At 70.1% G+C, this 19,417-nt stretch carries 19 protein-coding genes; 10 read left to right on the forward strand and 9 right to left on the reverse strand.

Features of this window, described 5'->3' with window-relative positions; genetic code table 11:
* Nucleotides 1–10: 10 nt before the first annotated feature.
* The 4 genes from ACIQWG_RS19070 to ACIQWG_RS19085 all read left to right on the forward strand — a co-directional run bounded on the left by ACIQWG_RS19070 (nt 11) and on the right by ACIQWG_RS19085 (nt 6,205).
* Nucleotides 11–748 carry a response regulator transcription factor gene (locus ACIQWG_RS19070; RefSeq protein WP_030956984.1) on the forward strand — a complete coding sequence of 246 codons (738 nt, stop codon included), beginning with the start codon at nt 11–13 and terminating at the stop codon, nt 746–748.
* A complete protein-coding gene (locus ACIQWG_RS19075) occupies nt 745–1,854 on the forward strand; it encodes a sensor histidine kinase (protein ID WP_404096844.1) in 1,110 nt (369 codons plus the stop codon). The genes ACIQWG_RS19070 and ACIQWG_RS19075 overlap by 4 nt, the downstream gene beginning before the upstream one ends.
* Nucleotides 1,855–2,135: 281 nt before the next feature.
* Nucleotides 2,136–5,939: a multifunctional oxoglutarate decarboxylase/oxoglutarate dehydrogenase thiamine pyrophosphate-binding subunit/dihydrolipoyllysine-residue succinyltransferase subunit gene (locus tag ACIQWG_RS19080; RefSeq protein WP_404096848.1), complete on the forward strand. Its 3,804-nt coding sequence runs from the start codon at nt 2,136–2,138 to the stop codon at nt 5,937–5,939.
* An 83-nt stretch (nt 5,940–6,022) separates the two neighbouring features.
* Nucleotides 6,023–6,205, forward strand: coding sequence for a DUF6104 family protein (locus ACIQWG_RS19085; RefSeq protein ID WP_404096851.1), 183 nt, complete (start codon nt 6,023–6,025; stop codon nt 6,203–6,205).
* A 195-nt stretch (nt 6,206–6,400) separates the two neighbouring features.
* On the opposite strand, the gene ACIQWG_RS19090 is transcribed toward ACIQWG_RS19085, so the two are convergent.
* Entirely contained in the window at nt 6,401–7,246 is an 846-nt protein-coding gene (locus ACIQWG_RS19090) for a hypothetical protein (RefSeq protein WP_404096855.1), read from the reverse strand.
* Nucleotides 7,247–7,414: 168 nt separating this feature from the next.
* Here ACIQWG_RS19090 and ACIQWG_RS19095 point away from each other — a divergent pair, with 168 nt between their 5' ends.
* Nucleotides 7,415–8,416 carry a DUF4097 family beta strand repeat-containing protein gene (locus tag ACIQWG_RS19095; RefSeq protein WP_404096858.1) on the forward strand — a complete coding sequence of 334 codons (1,002 nt, stop codon included), beginning with the start codon at nt 7,415–7,417 and terminating at the stop codon, nt 8,414–8,416.
* 1 nt (nt 8,417) lies between these two features.
* On the forward strand, nt 8,418–9,455 hold the full coding sequence (locus tag ACIQWG_RS19100) for a helix-turn-helix transcriptional regulator (protein ID WP_404096860.1): 1,038 nt from the start codon (nt 8,418–8,420) through the stop codon (nt 9,453–9,455).
* A gap of 55 nt (nt 9,456–9,510) precedes the next feature.
* Here the strand turns inward: ACIQWG_RS19100 and ACIQWG_RS19105 are convergent, their stop codons facing one another.
* The 4 genes from ACIQWG_RS19105 to ACIQWG_RS19120 all read right to left on the reverse strand — a co-directional run bounded on the left by ACIQWG_RS19105 (nt 9,511) and on the right by ACIQWG_RS19120 (nt 12,743).
* On the reverse strand, nt 9,511–10,074 hold the full coding sequence (locus ACIQWG_RS19105; RefSeq protein ID WP_404096863.1) for a Clp protease N-terminal domain-containing protein: 564 nt from the start codon (nt 10,072–10,074) through the stop codon (nt 9,511–9,513).
* Nucleotides 10,074–10,283 (reverse strand): helix-turn-helix domain-containing protein, encoded by a 210-nt coding sequence (locus ACIQWG_RS19110; RefSeq protein WP_030952466.1) that lies wholly within the window; start codon nt 10,281–10,283, stop codon nt 10,074–10,076. The genes ACIQWG_RS19105 and ACIQWG_RS19110 overlap by 1 nt, the downstream gene beginning before the upstream one ends.
* Before the next feature lie 110 nt (nt 10,284–10,393).
* Nucleotides 10,394–11,356: a zinc-binding dehydrogenase gene (locus ACIQWG_RS19115; protein ID WP_404096866.1), complete on the reverse strand. Its 963-nt coding sequence runs from the start codon at nt 11,354–11,356 to the stop codon at nt 10,394–10,396.
* A gap of 163 nt (nt 11,357–11,519) precedes the next feature.
* Nucleotides 11,520–12,743 (reverse strand): NADP-dependent malic enzyme, encoded by a 1,224-nt coding sequence (locus tag ACIQWG_RS19120; protein WP_404096869.1) that lies wholly within the window; start codon nt 12,741–12,743, stop codon nt 11,520–11,522.
* Nucleotides 12,744–13,390: 647 nt separating this feature from the next.
* Between ACIQWG_RS19120 and ACIQWG_RS19125 the strand changes: the two genes are divergently transcribed.
* From ACIQWG_RS19125 to ACIQWG_RS19135, 3 genes are read left to right on the forward strand one after another with little or no spacing between them, the layout of a single operon-like run.
* Nucleotides 13,391–14,347, forward strand: a complete 957-nt coding sequence (locus tag ACIQWG_RS19125; RefSeq protein WP_404096872.1) for an ABC transporter substrate-binding protein — start codon at nt 13,391–13,393, stop codon at nt 14,345–14,347.
* A gap of 35 nt (nt 14,348–14,382) precedes the next feature.
* Nucleotides 14,383–15,327, forward strand: coding sequence for an amino acid ABC transporter permease (locus tag ACIQWG_RS19130; RefSeq protein WP_404096875.1), 945 nt, complete (start codon nt 14,383–14,385; stop codon nt 15,325–15,327).
* Complete coding sequence (locus ACIQWG_RS19135; protein WP_404096878.1) at nt 15,324–16,085, forward strand: amino acid ABC transporter ATP-binding protein; 762 nt, start codon at nt 15,324–15,326, stop codon at nt 16,083–16,085. Before ACIQWG_RS19130 ends, ACIQWG_RS19135 begins: the two co-directional genes overlap by 4 nt.
* Before the next feature lie 56 nt (nt 16,086–16,141).
* Here the strand turns inward: ACIQWG_RS19135 and ACIQWG_RS19140 are convergent, their stop codons facing one another.
* The 3 genes from ACIQWG_RS19140 to ACIQWG_RS19150 form a co-directional block, all read right to left on the reverse strand.
* A complete protein-coding gene (locus ACIQWG_RS19140; protein WP_404096881.1) occupies nt 16,142–16,921 on the reverse strand; it encodes a hypothetical protein in 780 nt (259 codons plus the stop codon).
* Nucleotides 16,918–17,406, reverse strand: a complete 489-nt coding sequence (locus ACIQWG_RS19145; protein WP_404096884.1) for a SigE family RNA polymerase sigma factor — start codon at nt 17,404–17,406, stop codon at nt 16,918–16,920. Before ACIQWG_RS19145 ends, ACIQWG_RS19140 begins: the two co-directional genes overlap by 4 nt.
* Nucleotides 17,407–17,533: 127 nt before the next feature.
* Entirely contained in the window at nt 17,534–18,313 is a 780-nt protein-coding gene (locus tag ACIQWG_RS19150) for a class I SAM-dependent methyltransferase (RefSeq protein WP_404096887.1), read from the reverse strand.
* 99 nt (nt 18,314–18,412) lie between these two features.
* On the opposite strand from ACIQWG_RS19150, the gene ACIQWG_RS19155 reads away from it, so the two are divergent.
* Nucleotides 18,413–19,042: a CGNR zinc finger domain-containing protein gene (locus ACIQWG_RS19155; RefSeq protein WP_404096890.1), complete on the forward strand. Its 630-nt coding sequence runs from the start codon at nt 18,413–18,415 to the stop codon at nt 19,040–19,042.
* Here the strand turns inward: ACIQWG_RS19155 and sodX are convergent.
* Nucleotides 18,946–19,380, reverse strand: coding sequence for a nickel-type superoxide dismutase maturation protease (sodX, locus tag ACIQWG_RS19160; RefSeq protein WP_404097721.1), 435 nt, complete (start codon nt 19,378–19,380; stop codon nt 18,946–18,948). The genes ACIQWG_RS19155 and sodX overlap by 97 nt on opposite strands.
* Between the last annotated feature and the right edge of the window lie 37 nt (nt 19,381–19,417).

Here is a 19,417-nt window from a genome sequence, read left to right on the forward strand (position 1 = left end):
GGGGCGGGCGATGGAGCAGACACACACCTCCCACAACGGCACGGCGGCGACCCCGGGCGCTCAGCGCCGGGTCCTCGTGGTCGAGGACGATCCGACCATCGTGGACGCCATCGCGGCTCGCCTGCGCGCCGAGGGATTCCTCGTGCAGACGGCCGGTGACGGTCCGGCGGCGGTCGACACGGCGGAGGCCTGGCAGCCCGACCTGCTGATCCTCGACATCATGCTGCCGGGCTTCGACGGTCTGGAGGTCTGCCGTCGCGTGCAGGCCCAGCGGCCGGTCCCGGTGATGATGCTGACCGCGCGCGACGACGAGACCGACATGCTGGTCGGGCTCGGCGTGGGCGCCGACGACTACATGACCAAGCCGTTCTCGATGCGCGAGCTGGCCGCACGCGTGCATGTGCTGCTGCGCCGCGTCGAGCGGGCCGCGCTGGCCGCCACGACCCCGCGGTCGGGCATCCTCCGGCTCGGCGAGCTGGAGATCGACCACGCGCAGCGGCGGGTCCGGGTGCGCAGTGAGGATGTTCACCTCACGCCGACCGAGTTCGATCTGCTGGTGTGCCTGGCGAACACCCCGCGCGCGGTGCTCTCGCGCGAGCAGCTGCTCGCCGAGGTGTGGGACTGGGCGGACGCCTCCGGCACCCGCACGGTCGACAGCCACATCAAGGCGCTGCGCCGGAAGATCGGCGCCGAGCGGATCCGCACGGTGCACGGCGTGGGCTACGCCCTGGAGACACCGACGCCATGAGCGACGGGCCGGCCGCGCGGAGAGGCCCGGGGGAGGAACCCTGGGTGGGCGTACGTCCGTTCTCGATCAAGACCAAGCTGGGCGCACTGGTCGTCATCGCGGTGCTGATCACCACCGGCCTGTCGGTGATCGCGGTGCGCACCCAGACGGAGCTGCGCTTCATCACGGTCTTCTCGATGATCGCCACGCTGCTCATCACGCAGTTCGTGGCACATTCGCTCACCGCGCCGCTGGACGAGATGAACGCGGTGGCCCGGTCCATCTCCCAGGGCGACTACACCCGCCGGGCGCGGGACAACCGCCGGGACGAGCTGGGCGACCTGGCCGAGACGATCAACCTGATGGCCGACGAGCTGGAGGCCCAGGACCAGCAGCGCAAGGAGCTGGTGGCGAACGTCTCGCACGAGCTGCGTACCCCGATCGCGGGTCTGCGGGCCGTGCTGGAGAACGTGGTCGACGGCATCGCCGAGGCCGACCCCGAGACGATGCGCACGGCGCTGAAGCAGACCGAGCGCCTCGGCCGGCTGGTGGAGACCCTGCTGGACCTGTCCCGCCTGGACAACGGCGTCGTACCGCTGCGCATGCGGCGCTTCGAGGTCTGGCCCTACCTGTCCGGCGTGCTGAAGGAGGCCAACATGGTCGCCTCCGCCCGCGGCGGCATGGCCTCCGGCTCCGGCAGCCACACCCGTACCGACGTCCATCTGCACCTCGACGTCTCCCCGCCCGAGCTGACCGCGCACGCCGACCCCGAGCGCATCCACCAGGTCGTCGCCAACCTCATCGACAACGCGATCAAGCACAGCCCCGCGCACGGCCGCGTGACGGTCAAGGCGCGGCGCGGGCCCTACCCGGAGTCGCTGGAGCTGGAGGTCCTGGACGAGGGGCCGGGCATCCCGAAGTCGGAGTGGCACAAGGTCTTCGAGCGCTTCAACCGGGGCGCGGTCAGGCGGCCGCACGGGCCGGGCAGCGACGGCGGCACGGGGCTGGGGCTGGCCATCGCGCGCTGGGCGGTGGATCTGCACGGCGGCCGGATCGGCGTGGCCGAATCCGAGCGGGGTTGCCGGATCCTTGTCACGCTCCCGGGGCAGCCGTCCGTTCAAAGTTGACGTAAAGTTCGAAGCGGAGCCACAAGATCCACGTCGGTCCCGGCAGGCGGACACGTGTGATCAGGTAGGGACCTGCGCGTTCGCCGCGCCGGGTCGCGCCCTCGTCTTCCCATCTGAAACGGAACCACGCTTGTTTCCCGCCATTTCCAGGCACGAAACACACTTTCTGATGTGACTTACGCGACGATGACCTTGCTCGACCTGACCTTCCCGGCCATGGAGGCGTAGCCTTTATTCCCGCTGTCCATCACCTTGTGAAGCGGAAGAGGGCGGTTGCCGCCGTGTCGCCACAGTCCCCCAGTAACTCGAGCATCTCGACCGACACCGACCAAGCGGGCAAGAACCCCGCGGCCGCGTTCGGGCCGAACGAGTGGCTCGTCGACGAGATCTATCAGCAGTACCTCCAGGACCCGAATTCGGTAGACCGTGCCTGGTGGGACTTCTTCGCCGACTACAAGCCCGGCGTAGGCGCCGCGGCGCCGGCGGGTACTGCGGCCGCGGGGGCCGCAGAGACCACCACCACGGCCCCCAAGCCCGCGCCCGCCGCCCCGGCTGCTCCGGCCGCCCCGTCGGTGCCCGCGCCGGCGCCCGCGGCCGCGAAGCCCGCGCCGGCCGCCCAGGCCCCGGCGCCGGCCGCCGCGAAGCCCGCCGCGCCCGCACCGGCCGCGAAGCCCGCTCAGCCGAAGAAGGCCGAGCCCGCCGCAGCCGCTGCCGACGGCCCGGAGCTCGTGACGCTGCGCGGCCCGGCCGCCGCGGTCGCGAAGAACATGAACGCCTCGCTGGAGGTGCCCACGGCCACGTCCGTGCGCGCGGTCCCGGTGAAGCTGCTCTTCGACAACCGCATCGTCATCAACAACCACCTGAAGCGCGCCCGGGGCGGGAAGATCTCCTTCACGCACCTGATCGGCTACGCGATGGTGCAGGCCATCAAGGCCATGCCGTCGATGAACTACTCCTTCGCGGAGAAGGACGGCAAGCCGACCCTGGTCAAGCCGGAGCACATCAACTTCGGCCTCGCCATCGACCTGGTCAAGCCCAACGGCGACCGCCAGCTCGTGGTCGCGGGCATCAAGAAGGCCGAGACCCTGAACTTCTTCGAGTTCTGGCAGGCCTACGAGGACATCGTCCGCCGCGCCCGCGACGGCAAGCTCGGCATGGACGACTTCACCGGCGTCACGGTCTCCCTGACCAACCCCGGCGGCCTCGGCACCGTGCACTCCGTGCCGCGCCTCATGCCCGGCCAGTCGGTCATCATGGGCGTCGGCTCCATGGACTACCCGGCGGAGTTCCAGGGCACCTCCCAGGACACCCTGAACAAGCTCGGCATCTCGAAGGTCATGACGCTCACGTCGACCTACGACCACCGGGTCATCCAGGGCGCCGCCTCCGGCGAGTTCCTGCGGATCGTCGCGAACCTGCTGCTCGGCGAGAACAGCTTCTACGACGAGATCTTCGAGGCGCTGCGCATCCCCTACGAGCCGGTCCGCTGGCTCAAGGACATCGACGCCAGCCACGACGACGACGTCACCAAGGCCGCCCGGGTCTTCGAGCTGATCCACTCCTACCGGGTCCGCGGCCACGTCATGGCCGACACCGACCCGCTGGAGTACCGCCAGCGCAAGCACCCCGACCTGGACATCACCGAGCACGGCCTCACCCTGTGGGACCTGGAGCGCGAGTTCGCCGTCGGCGGCTTCTCCGGCAAGTCCCTGATGAAGCTGCGCGACATCCTCGGCGTCCTGCGCGACTCGTACTGCCGCACCACCGGCATCGAGTTCATGCACATCCAGGACCCGAAGCAGCGCAAGTGGATCCAGGACCGCATCGAGCGCCCGCACACCAAGCCGGAGCGCGAGGAGCAGCTGCGCATCCTGCGCCGGCTGAACGCGGCGGAGGCCTTCGAGACCTTCCTCCAGACGAAGTACGTCGGCCAGAAGCGCTTCTCCCTGGAGGGCGGCGAGTCCGTCATCCCGCTGCTCGACGCGGTGCTGGACTCGGCCGCCGAGTCCCGCCTGGACGAGGTCGTCATCGGCATGGCCCACCGCGGCCGCCTGAACGTGCTGGCCAACATCGTCGGCAAGTCGTACGCCCAGATCTTCCGCGAGTTCGAGGGCAACCTCGACCCGAAGTCGATGCACGGCTCCGGCGACGTGAAGTACCACCTGGGCGCCGAGGGCACCTTCACCGGCCTGGACGGCGAGCAGATCACGGTCTCGCTGGCCGCCAACCCGTCCCACCTGGAGACGGTCGACCCGGTCATCGAGGGCATCGCCCGCGCCAAGCAGGACATCATCAACAAGGGCGGCACGGACTTCACGGTCCTGCCGGTCGCCCTGCACGGTGACGCGGCCTTCGCGGGCCAGGGCGTGGTGGCCGAGACCCTGAACATGTCGCAGCTGCGCGGCTACCGCACCGGCGGCACGGTCCACATCGTCATCAACAACCAGGTCGGCTTCACGGCGGCTCCCGAGTCGTCGCGTTCCTCGATGTACGCCACCGACGTGGCCCGCATGATCGAGGCGCCGATCTTCCACGTGAACGGCGACGACCCCGAGGCGGTCGTCCGCGTTGCCCGTCTGGCCTTCGAGTTCCGCCAGGCGTTCAACAAGGACGTCGTGATCGACCTCATCTGCTACCGCCGTCGCGGTCACAACGAGTCGGACAACCCGGCCTTCACCCAGCCGCTGATGTACGACCTGATCGACAAGAAGCGCTCGGTGCGCAAGCTCTACACCGAGTCCCTCATCGGTCGCGGCGACATCACCCTGGAAGAGGCCGAGCAGGCGCTCCAGGACTACCAGGGCCAGCTGGAGAAGGTCTTCACGGAGGTCCGTGAGGCCGTCACCGCCCAGCCGGTCGCGGGACCGATCTCGGACCCGCAGGCGGAGTTCCCGGTCGCCGTGAGCACCGCGATCTCCGCGGAGGTCGTGAAGCGGATCGCCGAGTCCCAGGTCAACATCCCCGACACCTTCCACGTGCACCCGCGTCTGATGCCGCAGCTCCAGCGCCGGGCGACGATGGTCGAGGACGGCACGATCGACTGGGGCATGGGCGAGACGCTGGCCGTCGGCTCCCTGCTCCTCGAGGGCACCCCGGTCCGGCTGTCCGGCCAGGACTCCCAGCGCGGCACGTTCGGCCAGCGCCACGCGGTCCTCATCAACCGCGAGAACGGCGAGGAGTACACCCCGCTCCAGTACCTCGCCGAGGACCAGGCGCGCTACAACGTCTACAACTCCCTGCTGTCCGAGTACGCGGTCATGGGCTTCGAGTACGGCTACTCGCTGGCCCGTCCCGACGCGCTCGTGATGTGGGAGGCGCAGTTCGGCGACTTCGTCAACGGCGCGCAGACGGTGGTCGACGAGTACATCTCGGCGGCCGAGCAGAAGTGGGGCCAGACGTCCGGCGTCACCCTGCTCCTCCCGCACGGCTACGAGGGCCAGGGCCCGGACCACTCCTCGGCCCGTGTCGAGCGCTTCTTGCAGCTCTGCGCCCAGAACAACATGACGGTCGCGATGCCGACCCTGCCGTCGAACTACTTCCACCTCCTGCGGTGGCAGGTGCACAACCCGCACCACAAGCCGCTGGTGGTCTTCACCCCGAAGTCGATGCTCCGCCTCAAGGCCGCCGCGTCGAAGACGGAGGAGTTCACGTCGGGCCAGTTCCGTCCGGTCATCGGCGACTCCACGGTCGACGCGGCCGCGGTCCGCAAGGTCGTCTTCGTGGCGGGCAAGCTGTACTACGACCTCGAGGCCGAGCGTCAGAAGCGCGGCGTCACGGACACGGCGATCATCCGCATCGAGCGCCTGTACCCGCTGCCGGGTACCGAGCTCCAGGCGGAGATCAAGAAGTACCCGAACGCCGAGAAGTACCTGTGGGCCCAGGAGGAGCCGGCGAACCAGGGTGCGTGGCCGTTCATCGCGCTCAACCTGATCGACCACCTGGACCTGGCGGTCGGCGCCGACGTCCCGCACGACGAGCGCCTGCGCCGCATCTCGCGTCCGCACGGCTCGTCGCCGGCCGTCGGTTCCGCCAAGCGGCACCAGGCCGAGCAGGAGCAGCTGGTGCGTGAGGTGTTCGAGGCGTAGTCGTCTCGCTCCGCGTATCACCGGGCCGCATCCCCGTATAGGGGGTGCGGCCCGGTGGCGTACCCGCACTTATCCTTGACCGCATGTACTTCACGGACCGTGGCATCGAAGAACTGGAGAAGCGGCGCGGCGAGGAGGAGTTCACCTTCGAGTGGCTGGCCGAGCAGCTGCGCACCTTCGTCGACCTGAACCCGGACTTCGAGGTACCCGTGGAGCGGCTGGCGACCTGGCTGGCCCGGCTGGACGACGAGGACGACGACCTCTAGGGCCTGTCGTTTGGATCAGGTCGGCTGAGAGGGACTGCGCCTGTCGGCCGAGCCGAGCGGGGTCTGGTGCGTGCAGCTGCAAGGCGGAGGAGGGAGTCGACGCGGAGCGTCGGCGAGTGACGACAACGCGGCAGATGTGCGTGCCAGACCCCGCGACGCCGGCATGATCCAAACGACAGGCCCTAGGGGACGCCCTCAGTCCATCGGCCGCACCGCGCTGTACGCCAGCCCCAGCGCGCCGTGGGCCAGCAGCAGCGTGCCCGCCGCGATCCAGCCGCCGCTGCGCCGCCGCAGGCCCCAGGCGGTGAGCGGCAGGCCGGCCACGATCTGGGCCAGGGCGAGGAGCCGGACCTGGGGGCCGCCGGTCTTCGGCAGCAGGGTGCCGAGGCGGCTGCCCTCGACGGCGTCCAGCTCCGCGCGGAGGGCGTCGCGCCAGCCCCACCACTCGGTCAGGCGGATGTGCGGGCGGACGCCGACCGCCGCCTGGAGGGCGTCGGCGCTCTCGCCGGGCGTCAGGCCGTCGGGCAGGGTCACGCCCGCGCGCGTGAGGACGGCGATCAGGCCACGCACGCGTGCGCGCGCGTCGGCGACGGGGTCGGCGCGGGTCAGCTCGTCGAGGGACTGCACGTCCAGGACCGGGTCGAGACCGAGGCGGGCGCCGAAGGTGTGCATGGCCTCGTCCTCGCCGGCCGGGGTGCCGTTGGCGAGCCAGACGTAGCCGACGGGGCGCCGGAAGCCGGCGGCGAGCGTGAACCCGGCGCGGTCCGCGTCCCACCACAGGGCGAGGACGGGCCAGGGCGCACCGACGGCGAGGGCGGTGGCCCAGCCGGTGAGGACGCGGTCCACCGGTTCGTCGTCCTCCAGCCAGGGCCGGCCCTCGGGGACCAGCACGCTCCACTCCGCGCCGGCCGACGCGAGCAGCATGTCCTCGCGCAGCAGCCGGGCGACGGGGGCGACGGACTCGGGTCCCGCGCGGCAGAGCAGCAGGGCGCCCGGGGCGGGCCTGGCGGCGCGAGCGGTCCGGGACTGTTCCGTCGACATGACAACACGCTAGGCCGTTTTGTCCCGCTCGCATGATTTGTGATCACCAGAACGAGTGCCTTGACTTTCCCCGGCCGCGATATATCGTGTTTATCAGAAGACGCGATATGGCGTGTCGTGTTCCGATCCGGCCCGTGCGGCCGTGTCCGGTCGCCAGGAGGTCCGCACATGTCCGAGTGGTCCGTAGCAGAGCCCAGGAAGCTCACCTTCGACGAGGCGCTGAGCGAGCTCCAGGTCCGCATCGTCAACGGCACTGTGAACGTCGTGGGGACGGACGAAGGTTCCGCCCGCCTGGAGATCTCCGAGATCGAGGGCCCACCCCTGGTGGTCACCCAGCGGGACGGCACACTGACCGTGGCCTACGAGGACCTGCCGTGGAAGGGCTTCCTCAAGTGGCTCGACCGCAAGGGCTGGCGCCGCAGCGCGGTGGTCTCCCTCGCGGTGCCGTCCGGCACCCGGGTCGAGGTGGGCGTGGTCGGGGCCGGCGCGGTGGTCTCCGGGATCGACGGCCCGTCGGTCGTCAAGGGTGTCACCGGCGACACGACCCTGGTCGGCCTGTCCGGCCCGGTCCGCGCCGACACCGTCTCCGGGAACCTGGAGGCACAGGCCGTCACCGGCGACCTCCGGTTCAACTCGGTCTCCGGCGATCTCACGGTCGTCGAGGGCTCGGGTCCCTCCGTGAAGGCCGACTCGGTGAGCGGCTCCATGATCGTCGACCTCGACCCGGAGGGCCCGACCGACGTCCGGCTGACCAGCGTCTCCGGCGAGATCGCCATCCGTCTGCCGGCTCCGGCGGACGCCGACGTCGAGGCCAACACCGCGAGCGGCACCATCTCCAACGCCTTCGAGGGCCTGCGGGTGCACGGCCAGTGGGGCGCCCACAAGGTCACCGGGCGACTGGGCGCGGGCACCGGCAAGCTCCGGGCGACCACGGTCTCCGGCTCGATCGCGCTGCTGCGCCGCCCGCCCAAGGAGGACGAGCCATGGGAGGCGGAGGCCTGGGAGAAGCCCGAGTCCACGGGCGACCCGACGGCGGACCCGGCGCAGGGTCCGGGGCACGGCTCGGGGGACAATTCCGTCCCCGGACAGGGCGTTGACCCTGCCGACGCCCCCACCGGCTCCCCCACCGACGCCCCGGCCGACGGCACGACCGACAAGAAGGTGCTCTGACATGCCCCCCGTCTTCGCCCATGGCCGCCTTCGCCTCTATCTGCTGAAGCTGCTGGACGAGGCCCCGCGGCACGGCTACGAGGTCATCCGCCTCCTGGAGGAGCGCTTCCAGGGGCTGTACGCACCGTCGGCCGGCACCGTCTACCCGCGCCTGGCCAAGCTGGAGGCCGAGGGCCTGGTCACCCACACCACCGAGGGCGGCCGCAAGGTGTACGCCATCACGGACACGGGACGCGCGGAGCTGGCCGACCGCAGCGGCGAGCTGGCCGACCTGGAGCTGGAGATCAGGGAGTCGGTCGCCGAACTCGCCGCGGAGATCCAGGCCGACGTGCGCGGCGCGGCGGGCGACCTGCGGCGCGAGATGCGCGCGGCGGCGTCCGAGGCCCGCAAGGGGGGCGGCGCCAGGGCGGAGACACCCTTCGGCGACTTCTCCGAGTACACCGACAAGGAGGCGTGGCGCGCCGCCAAGGAGGAGATGCGCCGGGCCAAGCAGGAGTGGAAGGAACAGGCCCGCCGCGCCAAGGACGAGAGTCGCCGGGCCCGCGAGGAGGCCCAGCGTGCCCGACGCCAGGCCAAGGAGGCACAGGACCGCGCCCGGACCCAGGCGCAGGAGGAGGTCCAGCGCATCGCCCGCCGGGTCCAGGAGCAGGTGCAGGACCACTTCGCGCGCGGCGACTGGCCGACGGGTGTCCGGGAGGGCCTGACGGAACTGGCCAAGGAGTTCGGCGACTTCGGCAAGGACTACGGCAGGGACTTCGGTTTCGGCCGTCAGGGCACCTCCAAGCCGGCACCGCAGCAGCCCGAGTACTCCGAGACCCCCGAGGACTTCCCCGCCGACTACGAACCCGGCTGGGCCCACGAGGCCCCCAGCGGCGACCCGGCGCGTGACCTGGACCGTCTGCTCGACCGTTTCCGCGACGACATCCGTGACGCGGCCAGGGACCACGGGGTGACGACCGACCAACTCCGTGACGCCCGGCGCCACTTGTCCAGTGCGGCGGCACACATCGGAGCGCTGTTGCGCACACCCAAGCCCTGACACCCCAGGGAGGACGGCCGCCCCTCAGCCGTCCTCCCCTCGCAGCCACGCCCCCTCAGCCGGCCTTGGCCTCTCCCCCGCCGTACAGGACCCGTGTGACCGCCTCATAGGTGACCCCGCGATCGGCGAGAACCTCGGCGGGCACGCCGGGACGGCTGACCAGGGCCAGCAGGATGTGCTCGTCGCCGATGTGCCGGTCCCGCCGGGCACTGGCCACCCGCAGCGCCCGTACGAGGACGTCCTTGGCGTCCCTGCTGAACGGCCGGTGGCCCGATCGCGCCCCCTTGCCTCGCCCGTCACCGGACAGCGCTCCGACCCCGTGCGCCTCCTCCACGCGCGCGACGATCTCCCCCACGTCGATCCCCAGCCCGGCCAGTGCGTCGGCCTCGGCCTGTGACAGCCCGCCCCGCCGCCGGGCCTCACCCAACGCCTCCCGTACGGACTCCAGCCAGCCCCCGCCCCCGAGCGAGGCGAGCGCGAACGAGGCGCGGCTGCCCTCCCGGTCGAGCAGCGCGAGCAGCATGTGCTCGGCGTCGACGACGGACGCCCCGCCCCTCTCGGCCTGCTCGACCGCGCCCGTGACCAGGGCACGGGCATCCTTGGTGAACCGCTCGAACATCAACGCCTCCCGTACTTCTTGTGCACGGCCTGCCTGCTGACCCCGAGTTCCGCGGCGATCTCCTGCCAGGACCATCCCTGGTTGCGCGCACTGCGCACCTGGACCGCCTCCAACTGCTCCAGCAGTCGGCGCAGCGCGGCGACGGCCCGCAGCCCGATCCGCGGATCGCGGTCTCCCGCCCGCTCGGCGAGGTCTGTTGCTTCCGTCATGATGTCAACGTAAGTTGACACACCGAGATCTGTCAACCCCCGTTGACAAACAGAACGGCGGGTCCGGGTCAAAGCCCCGGACCCGCCGCAAAGCGTCTCGGCGAGCGCCGTCAGTTGGTGAGCACGACCTTCCCGAACAGCTCTCCCGACGCCATCCGCTCGAAGCCCTCCCGGGCCCGGTCCATCGGAAGCACCTCGTCGATGACCGGCCGCACACCGGTGGCCGCACAGAAGGACAGCAGATCCTCCAGCTCGTCCTTGGTCCCCATGGTGGACCCGACGACCTTCAGCTCCAGGAAGAAGATCCGCGTCAGCTCGGCGTGGGAGGGCCGGTCGCCGCTGGTGGCACCGGAGATCACCAGAGTGCCGCCCGGCTTCAGCGACTTGACGGAGTGCGACCAGGTGGCGGCACCGACCGTCTCGATCACGGCGTCGACCCGCTGGGGCAGCCGGGCCCCCGACTCCACGGCCTCCACGGCGCCCAGCTCCAGGGCCCGCTTGCGCTTGGCCTCGTCACGGCTGGTGGCGAAGACCCGCAGGCCCGCGGCCTTGCCCAGCACGATGGCCGCGGTGGCCACCCCGCCCCCGGCGCCCTGCACCAGGACGGAGTCCCCGGGCCGCACGCCCGCGTTGGTGAACAGCATCCGGTACGCCGTCAGCCAGGCAGTCGGCAGACAGGCGGCCTCCGCGAAGGAGAGCTCCTTGGGCTTGGGCAGGATGTTCCAGGTCGGCACGGCGACCTGCTCGGCGAACGTGCCCTGGTAGCGCTCGGTGAGGATGGAGCGGGGCTCGTCGGGCCCCACTCCGTGCCCGCTCTGTCCGATCACGGAGTGCAGGACGACCTCGTTGCCGTCCTCGTCGACGCCGGCGGCGTCGCATCCGAGGATCATCGGCAGCTTGTCCTCCGGGAGGCCGACGCCCCGGAGCGACCAGAGGTCATGGTGGTTGAGGGAGGCGGCCTTGACGTTGACGGTGCTCCAGCCGGGCCGGGCCTCGGGAGCGGGACGCTCCCCCAACTCGAGGCCGCTCAGCGGCTGGTCGCGGTCGATTCGGGCAGCGTAGACGGCGAACATGGCCTCGACGATAGGTGGCGTTCGCGGCCGACGGAACGGGAGGGCCCTGTGACACACACCCTCTTGCCAAGCGTTGCTCACCCGACCGGCGGGTTCGGCGGACAGCGGAACGGCCCCGCCCGAGTGGGCGGGGCCGTTCAGAGCCGGTCGGTGGACGAACCGGTCAGCGCCGGGCGACGCCTTCCGCCCGGGCCGCCGCCGCGACAGCCGCGGTCACGGCCGGGGCGACGCGCTCGTCGAAGGGCGACGGAATCACGTAGTCCGCGGCGAGGTCGTCGCCGACGACCCCGGCCAGCGCCTCGGCCGCCGCGATCTTCATGCCCTCGGTGATCCGGGAGGCCCGCACCTGGAGCGCGCCCGCGAAGATGCCCGGGAACGCCAGCACGTTGTTGATCTGGTTCGGGAAGTCGGACCGGCCGGTCGCCACGACGGCCGCGTACTTGTGCGCGACGTCGGGGTGGACCTCGGGGTTCGGGTTGGCCATCGCGAAGACGAAGGCACCCTTCGCCATCGAGGCGACGGCCTCCTCGGCGACCGTGCCGCCGGAGACGCCGATGAAGACGTCCGCGCCCTCCAGGGCCGCCTCCAGCGAACCGGTGATGCCGGCCTTGTTGGTGAAGGAGGCGAGCTCGCGCTTGACCGAGGTCAGGTCCTCGCGGTCCGCCGAGACGACGCCCTTGCGGTCCGCGACGGCCACGTCGCCGATGCCGGCCTCGACCAGCATCTTGGCGATGGCGACACCGGCCGCGCCGGCGCCCGAGATGACGGCCCGCAGATCAGCGATCGCCCGCCCGCTCAGCCGCGCCGCGTTGCGCAGGGCGGCCAGCGTCACGACGGCCGTGCCGTGCTGGTCGTCGTGGAAGACCGGGATGTCGACCCGCTCCTGGAGCTTGCGCTCGATCTCGAAGCACCGGGGTGCCGAGATGTCCTCCAGGTTGACGCCGCCGAAGGACGGGGCGAGGCGCACCACCGTCTCGACGATCTCGTCGACGTCCGTGCAGGCGAGCGCGATCGGGACCGCGTCCACGCCGCCGAACTGCTTGAACAGGATCGCCTTGCCCTCCATCACGGGGAGGGAGGCTTCCGGGCCGATGTCGCCGAGCCCGAGCACCGCCGTACCGTCGGTGACGACGGCCACGACGGACGACTTCCACGTGTAGTCGTGGACGAGTTCCGGCTGCTCGGCGATGGCGGTGCACACCCGCGCGACGCCGGGCGTGTACGCCAGGGACAGGTCGTCCTTGTCGCGGACCGGCACGGTGGCCTGCACGGCCATCTTGCCGCCGCGGTGCAGCGCGAACGCGGGATCGAAGGAATCGAGGGGCTCGGCCCCGCCGTCCTGATCGGTATTGCTTCCGCTGCGAGGATTGACAATCTCCGCTGCCACTTTGTCTTACCCCTTAAATCTTCATTGGTTTGAGGGTGACCACTCCTGGTGAGGGGTGGGCGGGACCGCGCATGCCCGATCTGTTGATGCGTACGGGTCATACGCGACGGCGCGCCGCACACGCGCCCTGAGCCCCGGATGAGGGGTGTAAAGAACCTTCTTACCGGACGGACGCCGCCGACGACGAGTCCAATACGTGCAAGATCACATGTCTGCGAGGGAAACAACCACGCCGACGGACACGAATCAGACACGACCTGCCGACGACAGCGGTGTTATTCGTGGTCGGATAAGCGGACAATCATCACCAGATCCGGCGAAAGAACGACCGTCGGCCACAAAAACCACGCACGGGCGGTCCGCATCCCGAGATGCACCGAAGATCTTCCGGCCGGAAGGACAGATTCCCGCAGAAGGTGTTGTCAGGATGTGACGAACTGCGGTGGTTCGGGGGTAACCCGTTATCCGATTTTGACATGACGAGCGCCCTGAATGCCTTAGTCCGAATGGCAAGATGCCGTAATCACACGAGGTCGCGGCACTCGAAGGTGTGTGCTCTCGTCGACCTAGGAAACCAAGGCCCTGCCGCTCCCAAGGCAGGTGCCGGCCCCATCGGCAACTCCACCCATCCGCCGGAGGAACCCACCATGACCGCAAGCACCACCCGTCGTACCACCGCAGCACGCGCCCGGCTCGCAGCGGTCGGCTCGATCGCGGTCGCAGGCGCCCTGATTCTCACCGGCTGCGGTGACCAGACCAACGACAGCGGCTCGGAGAGCACCGGCTCCAAGAGCGCTGCGCCGCTCGCCGACAAGCTGCCGCAGGCGATCCGCGACAAGGGCGTCATCAAGGTCGGCTCGGACATCGCCTACGCGCCCGTCGAGTTCAAGGACGACTCCGGCAAGACGGTCGGCATCGACCCCGACCTCGCCGCCGCCATGGGCAAGCAGCTCGGTGTGACGTTCGAGTTCGAGAACGGCACCTTCGACAGCCTCATCACCGGTCTGCGCTCCAAGCGCTACGACATCGCCATGTCCGCGATGACCGACACCAAGGACCGCCAGGAGGGCATCGACTCCGACACCGGTAAGAAGGTCGGTGAGGGCGTCGACTTCGTCGACTACTTCACCGCCGGTGTGTCGATCTACACCCAGAAGGGCAAGAACACCGACATCAAGACCTGGTCGGACCTGTGCGGCAAGAAGATCGTCGTGCAGCGCGGCACGGTCTCCGAGGACCTGGCCAAGGCCGAGGCCAAGAAGTGCACCGGTGGCAAGACGATCACCATCGAGGCCTTCGACAACGACCAGCAGGCCCAGACCCGCCTGCGCGCGGGCGGTGCGGCCGCCGGCTCCTCCGACTTCCCCGTCGCCGCGTACGCCGTGAAGACCTCCGGTGGCGGCAACGACTTCCAGCTCGTCGGCGAGCAGGTCGAGGCCGCGCCGTACGGCATCGCGGTCGCCAAGGACAACACCCAGCTGCGGGACGCCCTGAAGGCCGCCCTCGACGCCGTCATCGCGAACGGCGAGTACGAGAAGGTCATCAAGAAGTGGGGCGTCGAGGACGGTTCCGTCACGGAAGCCACCATCAACGGCGGCAAGTGACCGCGACTGACAGCGGGCACTGAAAGGCAATACCTGTGACTGACATCGACAAGAAGGACGGGCCGGCGGACACCCCGCCGGCCGGTCCTGAGGCGATCAAGGCGATCCCGGTACGTCACTACGGGCGGTACATCTCCGCCGTCGTGGCGCTCGCCCTGCTGGGCGCCGTCGTGTACGCGTTCTCCCAGGGCAAGATCAACTGGGGAGCGATCCCGGACTACTTCTTCGACGACCGTGTCCTGGACGGCGTCGGCAGGACGCTCCTGCTGACCGTCCTCTCCATGGCGATCGGCATCATCGGCGGCGTCCTGCTCGCCGTGATGCGCCTGTCGAAGAACCCGGTGACGTCGTCGATCGCGTGGTTCTACATCTGGTTCTTCCGCGGCACCCCGGTCCTGGTCCAGCTCATCGTCTGGTTCAACCTGGGCCTGGTCTTCGAGTACATCAACCTCGGCCCGTTCTACAAGAACGAGTGGTCGGACTTCATGACCCCGTTCCTGACCGCGCTGCTGGGCCTCGGCCTCAACGAGGCCGCGTACATGGCGGAGATCTGCCGTGCCGGTCTGCTCGCGGTCGACGAGGGCCAGACCGAGGCCTCCCACGCCCTGGGCATGAGCCACGTGAAGACGCTGCGCCGGATCGTGATCCCGCAGGCGATGCGCGTGATCGTGCCGCCCACGGGCAACGAGGTCATCAACATGCTGAAGACGACCTCGCTGGTCTCGGTCGTCCAGTACCCCGAGCTGTTCCGCGCGGCCCAGGACATCGGCCAGACCTCCGGCGCCCCCGCCGAGATGCTGTTCCTGGCCGCCGCCTGGTACCTGCTGCTGACCTCGGTCTTCAGCGTCGGCCAGTACTACCTGGAGCGCTACTACGCGCGTGGGTCGAGCCGCTCGCTGCCGGCCACGCCGTTCCAGAAGATCAAGGCGAACCTGCTGTCCCTGTCCAACCGCTCGGCGTCGACGGGAGGCACCGCATGACCGCCATGGTCAAGGCCGAGGGCGTTCACAAGTCCTTCGGTCCCGTAGAGGTCCTCAAGGGCATCGACCTGGAGGTGAAGCAGGGCGAGGTGTTCTGCCTCATCGGTCCCTCCGGCTCCGGCAAGTCCACGTTCCTGAGGTGCATCAACCACCTCGAGAAGATCAACGCCGGGCGGCTGTACGTCGACGGCGAGCTGGTCGGCTACCGCCAGAAGGGCGACAAGCTGTACGAGCTCAAGGACAGCGAGGTCGCGAAGAAGCGCCGGGACATCGGCATGGTGTTCCAGCGGTTCAACCTGTTCCCGCACATGACGGCGCTGGAGAACGTCATCGAGGCGCCGATCCAGGTCAAGGGCGTCAGCAAGGGCAAGGCCAAGGACCGCGCGAAGGAGCTCCTCGACCGCGTCGGTCTCGCCGACAAGGCGGGGAACTACCCCTCGCAGCTCTCCGGCGGCCAGCAGCAGCGCGTGGCCATCGCCCGTGCGCTGGCGATGGACCCGAAGCTGATGCTCTTCGACGAGCCGACCTCGGCGCTCGACCCGGAGCTGGTCGGCGACGTCCTCGACGTCATGCGCGACCTCGCCGAGTCCGGCATGACGATGGTCGTCGTCACCCACGAGATGGGCTTCGCCCGTGAGGTCGGCGACAGCCTGGTCTTCATGGACGGCGGCGTGGTCGTCGAGTCCGGCGACCCGCGCGAGGTCCTGACCAACCCGCAGCACGAGCGGACGCAGGCGTTCCTGTCCAAGGTGCTTTGACGGTACGACCGTGAGGGGCGGTACGAGATCCTCGTACCGCCCCTTCGTCGTGCCCGCTACGGCAGCAGCTGCGGCTGCATCACCAGTGCGCGCAACTGCTCCGCCGTCAGCGGCGGGGCGTCCAGCCGTGGTCCCAGGGCTCGCTCGCCGTCGAACCCGCTGCTGGCGACGACGTTGACCATGTAACCCTTCGTGAACAGCCGTACCGACCGCTCGGCGCCCCAGGTGTTGCCGGCCATGCGGTGCTCTGTCGCCAGCTCGGAGGACTCCCGCAGATCACCGTGCGGCAGCGTCTCGGGGACGCAGGTGGCCGCGGCCCCGGGGACGGCCCACGGGCAGCCCTCCTTGGCGGGCTCCCCCCAGTTCTTCCGCAGGTCGGGGAAGACCTGGACGGTGAGGTACCCGACGCCGCCGTCCCGTCGGACCGAGTAGAACCCGTCGTACGGCCCGTCACTGCTGTCGTAGCCCTCCTTCTCCGACGCTTCCTTGTCGGTCATGCCGGGATTGTTGAGCCGCGCGAAGGACTCCTCGCGGAGCTTGCCCGTCCCGGGCGGCAGCAGCTTCGCCAACCCGTCCGTTCTGCTGGTGGGCCGCGTGTCCGCCGTGCCCGTCGCTTGCGCGCCGTTCCCCGGCAGCACCCCGAGCCCGGCCGTCACGCTCACCGCGACCACCGCCGCCGCAACCCCCGTCACCACTCCCCGCCGACGCCACCGCACCCGCGCGGCCCGCGCGAACACCGCGTCCGGGGCGGGCCCGGGCGGCACCGTCACACCCACGAGGGCCCGGCCCAGCAGCTCCCGCGCCCCCGGCATCTCGTTCACGTCGCCGTGACTCATACGTGTTCCTCCCGCATCACGGCCCGCAGTGCCGCGAGCCCCCTCGCCGTGTGGCTCTTGACCGTGCTCTCCCGCATGCCGAGCAGTTCGGCGGTGTCGGCGACGCTGAGGTCCTCCCAGTAGCGCAGCACCAGCACGGCCCGCTGCTTGGGCGCGAGCTGCGCGAGAGCGGCCCGCACCATGACCCCGGTGTCGCTGTCCACGCCCTGCCCCGGCAGGTCCGGCACCTCGCCGTAGGCCTGTTCGCGCCGCCAGAACCGCCGGCGCGCGGCGATGAAGGTGTTGACCAGCGTCTTGCGCGCATAGGCATCGAGGTTGTCCAGCCGCGCGTGCCTGCGTCCGCCGAGGACGACCTTCACCAGCGTCGTCTGGACGAGGTCCTCCGCCTCGTCCCGGTTGCCGCACAGCAGGTAGGCGCTGCGGAACAGCGCCGTGCGTCTGCCCTCCACGAAGGCATGCAGTGACGCTTCCGCGCCCCCCGTCATCCCCTCCCCCTCTCCCCGCCCCTCGGTAGGGACCGTCTCACCCCTTCCAGTGCGGTGGGAGACCTTCCGGGACGCAGAAGAGGCGGTGCGAATTTCTCGCACCGCCTCCGCGTCCCTCCCCGTACGCCTACTTCACGGCCAACACCAGTGCGTCCGAGGGCGAGCACCACACCGGCCTGGCCTCCCCGAAGCCCTTCTCGCGCAGCACGCGCGCGTGCCACTCGGCGGGCGGCGTGTCGCCGTCGGCGTGCTCGCCGTAGATCTCGAAGCGACGGGCCGTCGGCGCGGCCAGCGCCGGGTCCTTGGCGGCCAGCTGCCACCACTCGGACCAGTCGAGGGCGCCCTCCGCCTTGGCCTGATCCATGCGGGCGTGGCGCTGGGCGCGCTCGGCCGCGTTGATCCGGGGCGTCGACTCGTCGATCATGTGGTCCGCGTTCAGGAAGACACCGCCGTCACGGACCAGCTCCGCGACCTGACCGTAGAGGGCCGCGAGGGGTTCACGGTGCAGCCAGTGCAGGGCGGTGGCGGTCAGGACGGCGTCGTAGGAGTCGAACGGCAGTTTCGCGGGCCAGTCGGGGTCCTTGAGGTCGGCGGTGACGAACGAGACCCGGCCGTCTCCCGCGAAGGTGCCCTCGGCGATGGCGAGGAGCGCCGGGTCGAGGTCGACACCGGTGCTGGTGGCGTCGGGGAACCGGGCGAACAGCCGGGCAGTGATGCTGCCCGTGCCGCACGCGAGATCGAGCACCCGCGGGGTGGGTCCGACGAGGGCCTCGACCATGTCGAGCATGATCCGGAAGCGTTCCTCCCGGTCGGGCATGTACCACTCCTGCTGCCGGTCCCAGCTCTTTTGCCAGGCGAGCCAGTCGGCGGTGGCGGTGGTGTCCGTATCCGTACCCGTGTCCGTCATCGAGCCCCTCCGTCGCGCACATCACGTAATACCCTGTAAGCACGATCAGCTGTTACCCGACCGCACCCCGACGATAGAACGCCTCCGTAAGGACTACAAGTGGAACTGGCCTATTACTCGGACTACGCCGTACGACTCGTCAACAGCGAGGACCCGGCCCGGGGTACGGACTCGCTGACCTCGGTCGAGGCCGTCCGCGACCTGTTCGGCGTCAGCCAGGAGGCGGCCCGCCGTGCCACTGACAGCGACGTCACCCGCTTCCGTTCCGTGCGGGCGCGGCTGAGGGCGGTGTTCGAGGCGGCGGACGGCGACGACGAGGTGCTGGCGGTGAACCTGCTGAACTCGCTCCTGCTGGAGTTCCCGGTGAGCCCACAGATCTCCGGCCATGACTTCCGGGACGACGACGGCCGCCCCCTGTGGCACATGCACCTCGCCGATCACCCGTCGAACGCGACCGCGGGCTACGCGGCCATCGCGGCGATGGGTCTGGCGTTCCACCTCACCCAGTACGGCGTGGACCGGCTCGGCCTGTGCGAGGCGTCGCCCTGCCGCAACGCCTACCTCGACACCTCCACCAACCGCTCCCGGCGCTACTGCTCCGACCGCTGCGCGACCCGCGCGAACGTGGCCGCCTACCGGGCCCGCAAGCGCCTGGAGGCCGACCGGTCGGCCGACACGAGCCGTACCGCCGACAGCACCCAGCGCGCCAAAGCGAACGGCGAGCGCTGATCGGGCTTGCGCGGCCGGTAGCGCAGCCGGACCCGGCCCAGGACCAGCTCGTCCGGCACGATTCCGTAGTCGGTGCTGTCGCCCCCGGCATACGCGTTGTCCCCGAGTACCCACCAGCCGCCTTCGCGGCGCTCGGCGGCCCGCTTGACCACGAGCAGGTCCTGCTGGAAGGGATGCCGCAGCACCACCACGTCACCGGGCCGGATCCGGCCCCGGTGCAGCACCACGAGCAGGTCACCGTGATACAGCGTGGGCACCATCGACGGTCCGGTCACCTCGGCCCACCCGAAGGGCCGGTCCGCCCGCCCGCGCTCGGTCTCCTGCGACAACTCCGGCATCCCCGGCACCTCCCCGGTAGGGTCCTCCACCAGTTTC

The sequence above is a fragment of the Streptomyces sp. NPDC098781 genome (genome assembly GCF_044759995.1).
Classification (GTDB): domain Bacteria; phylum Actinomycetota; class Actinomycetes; order Streptomycetales; family Streptomycetaceae; genus Streptomyces.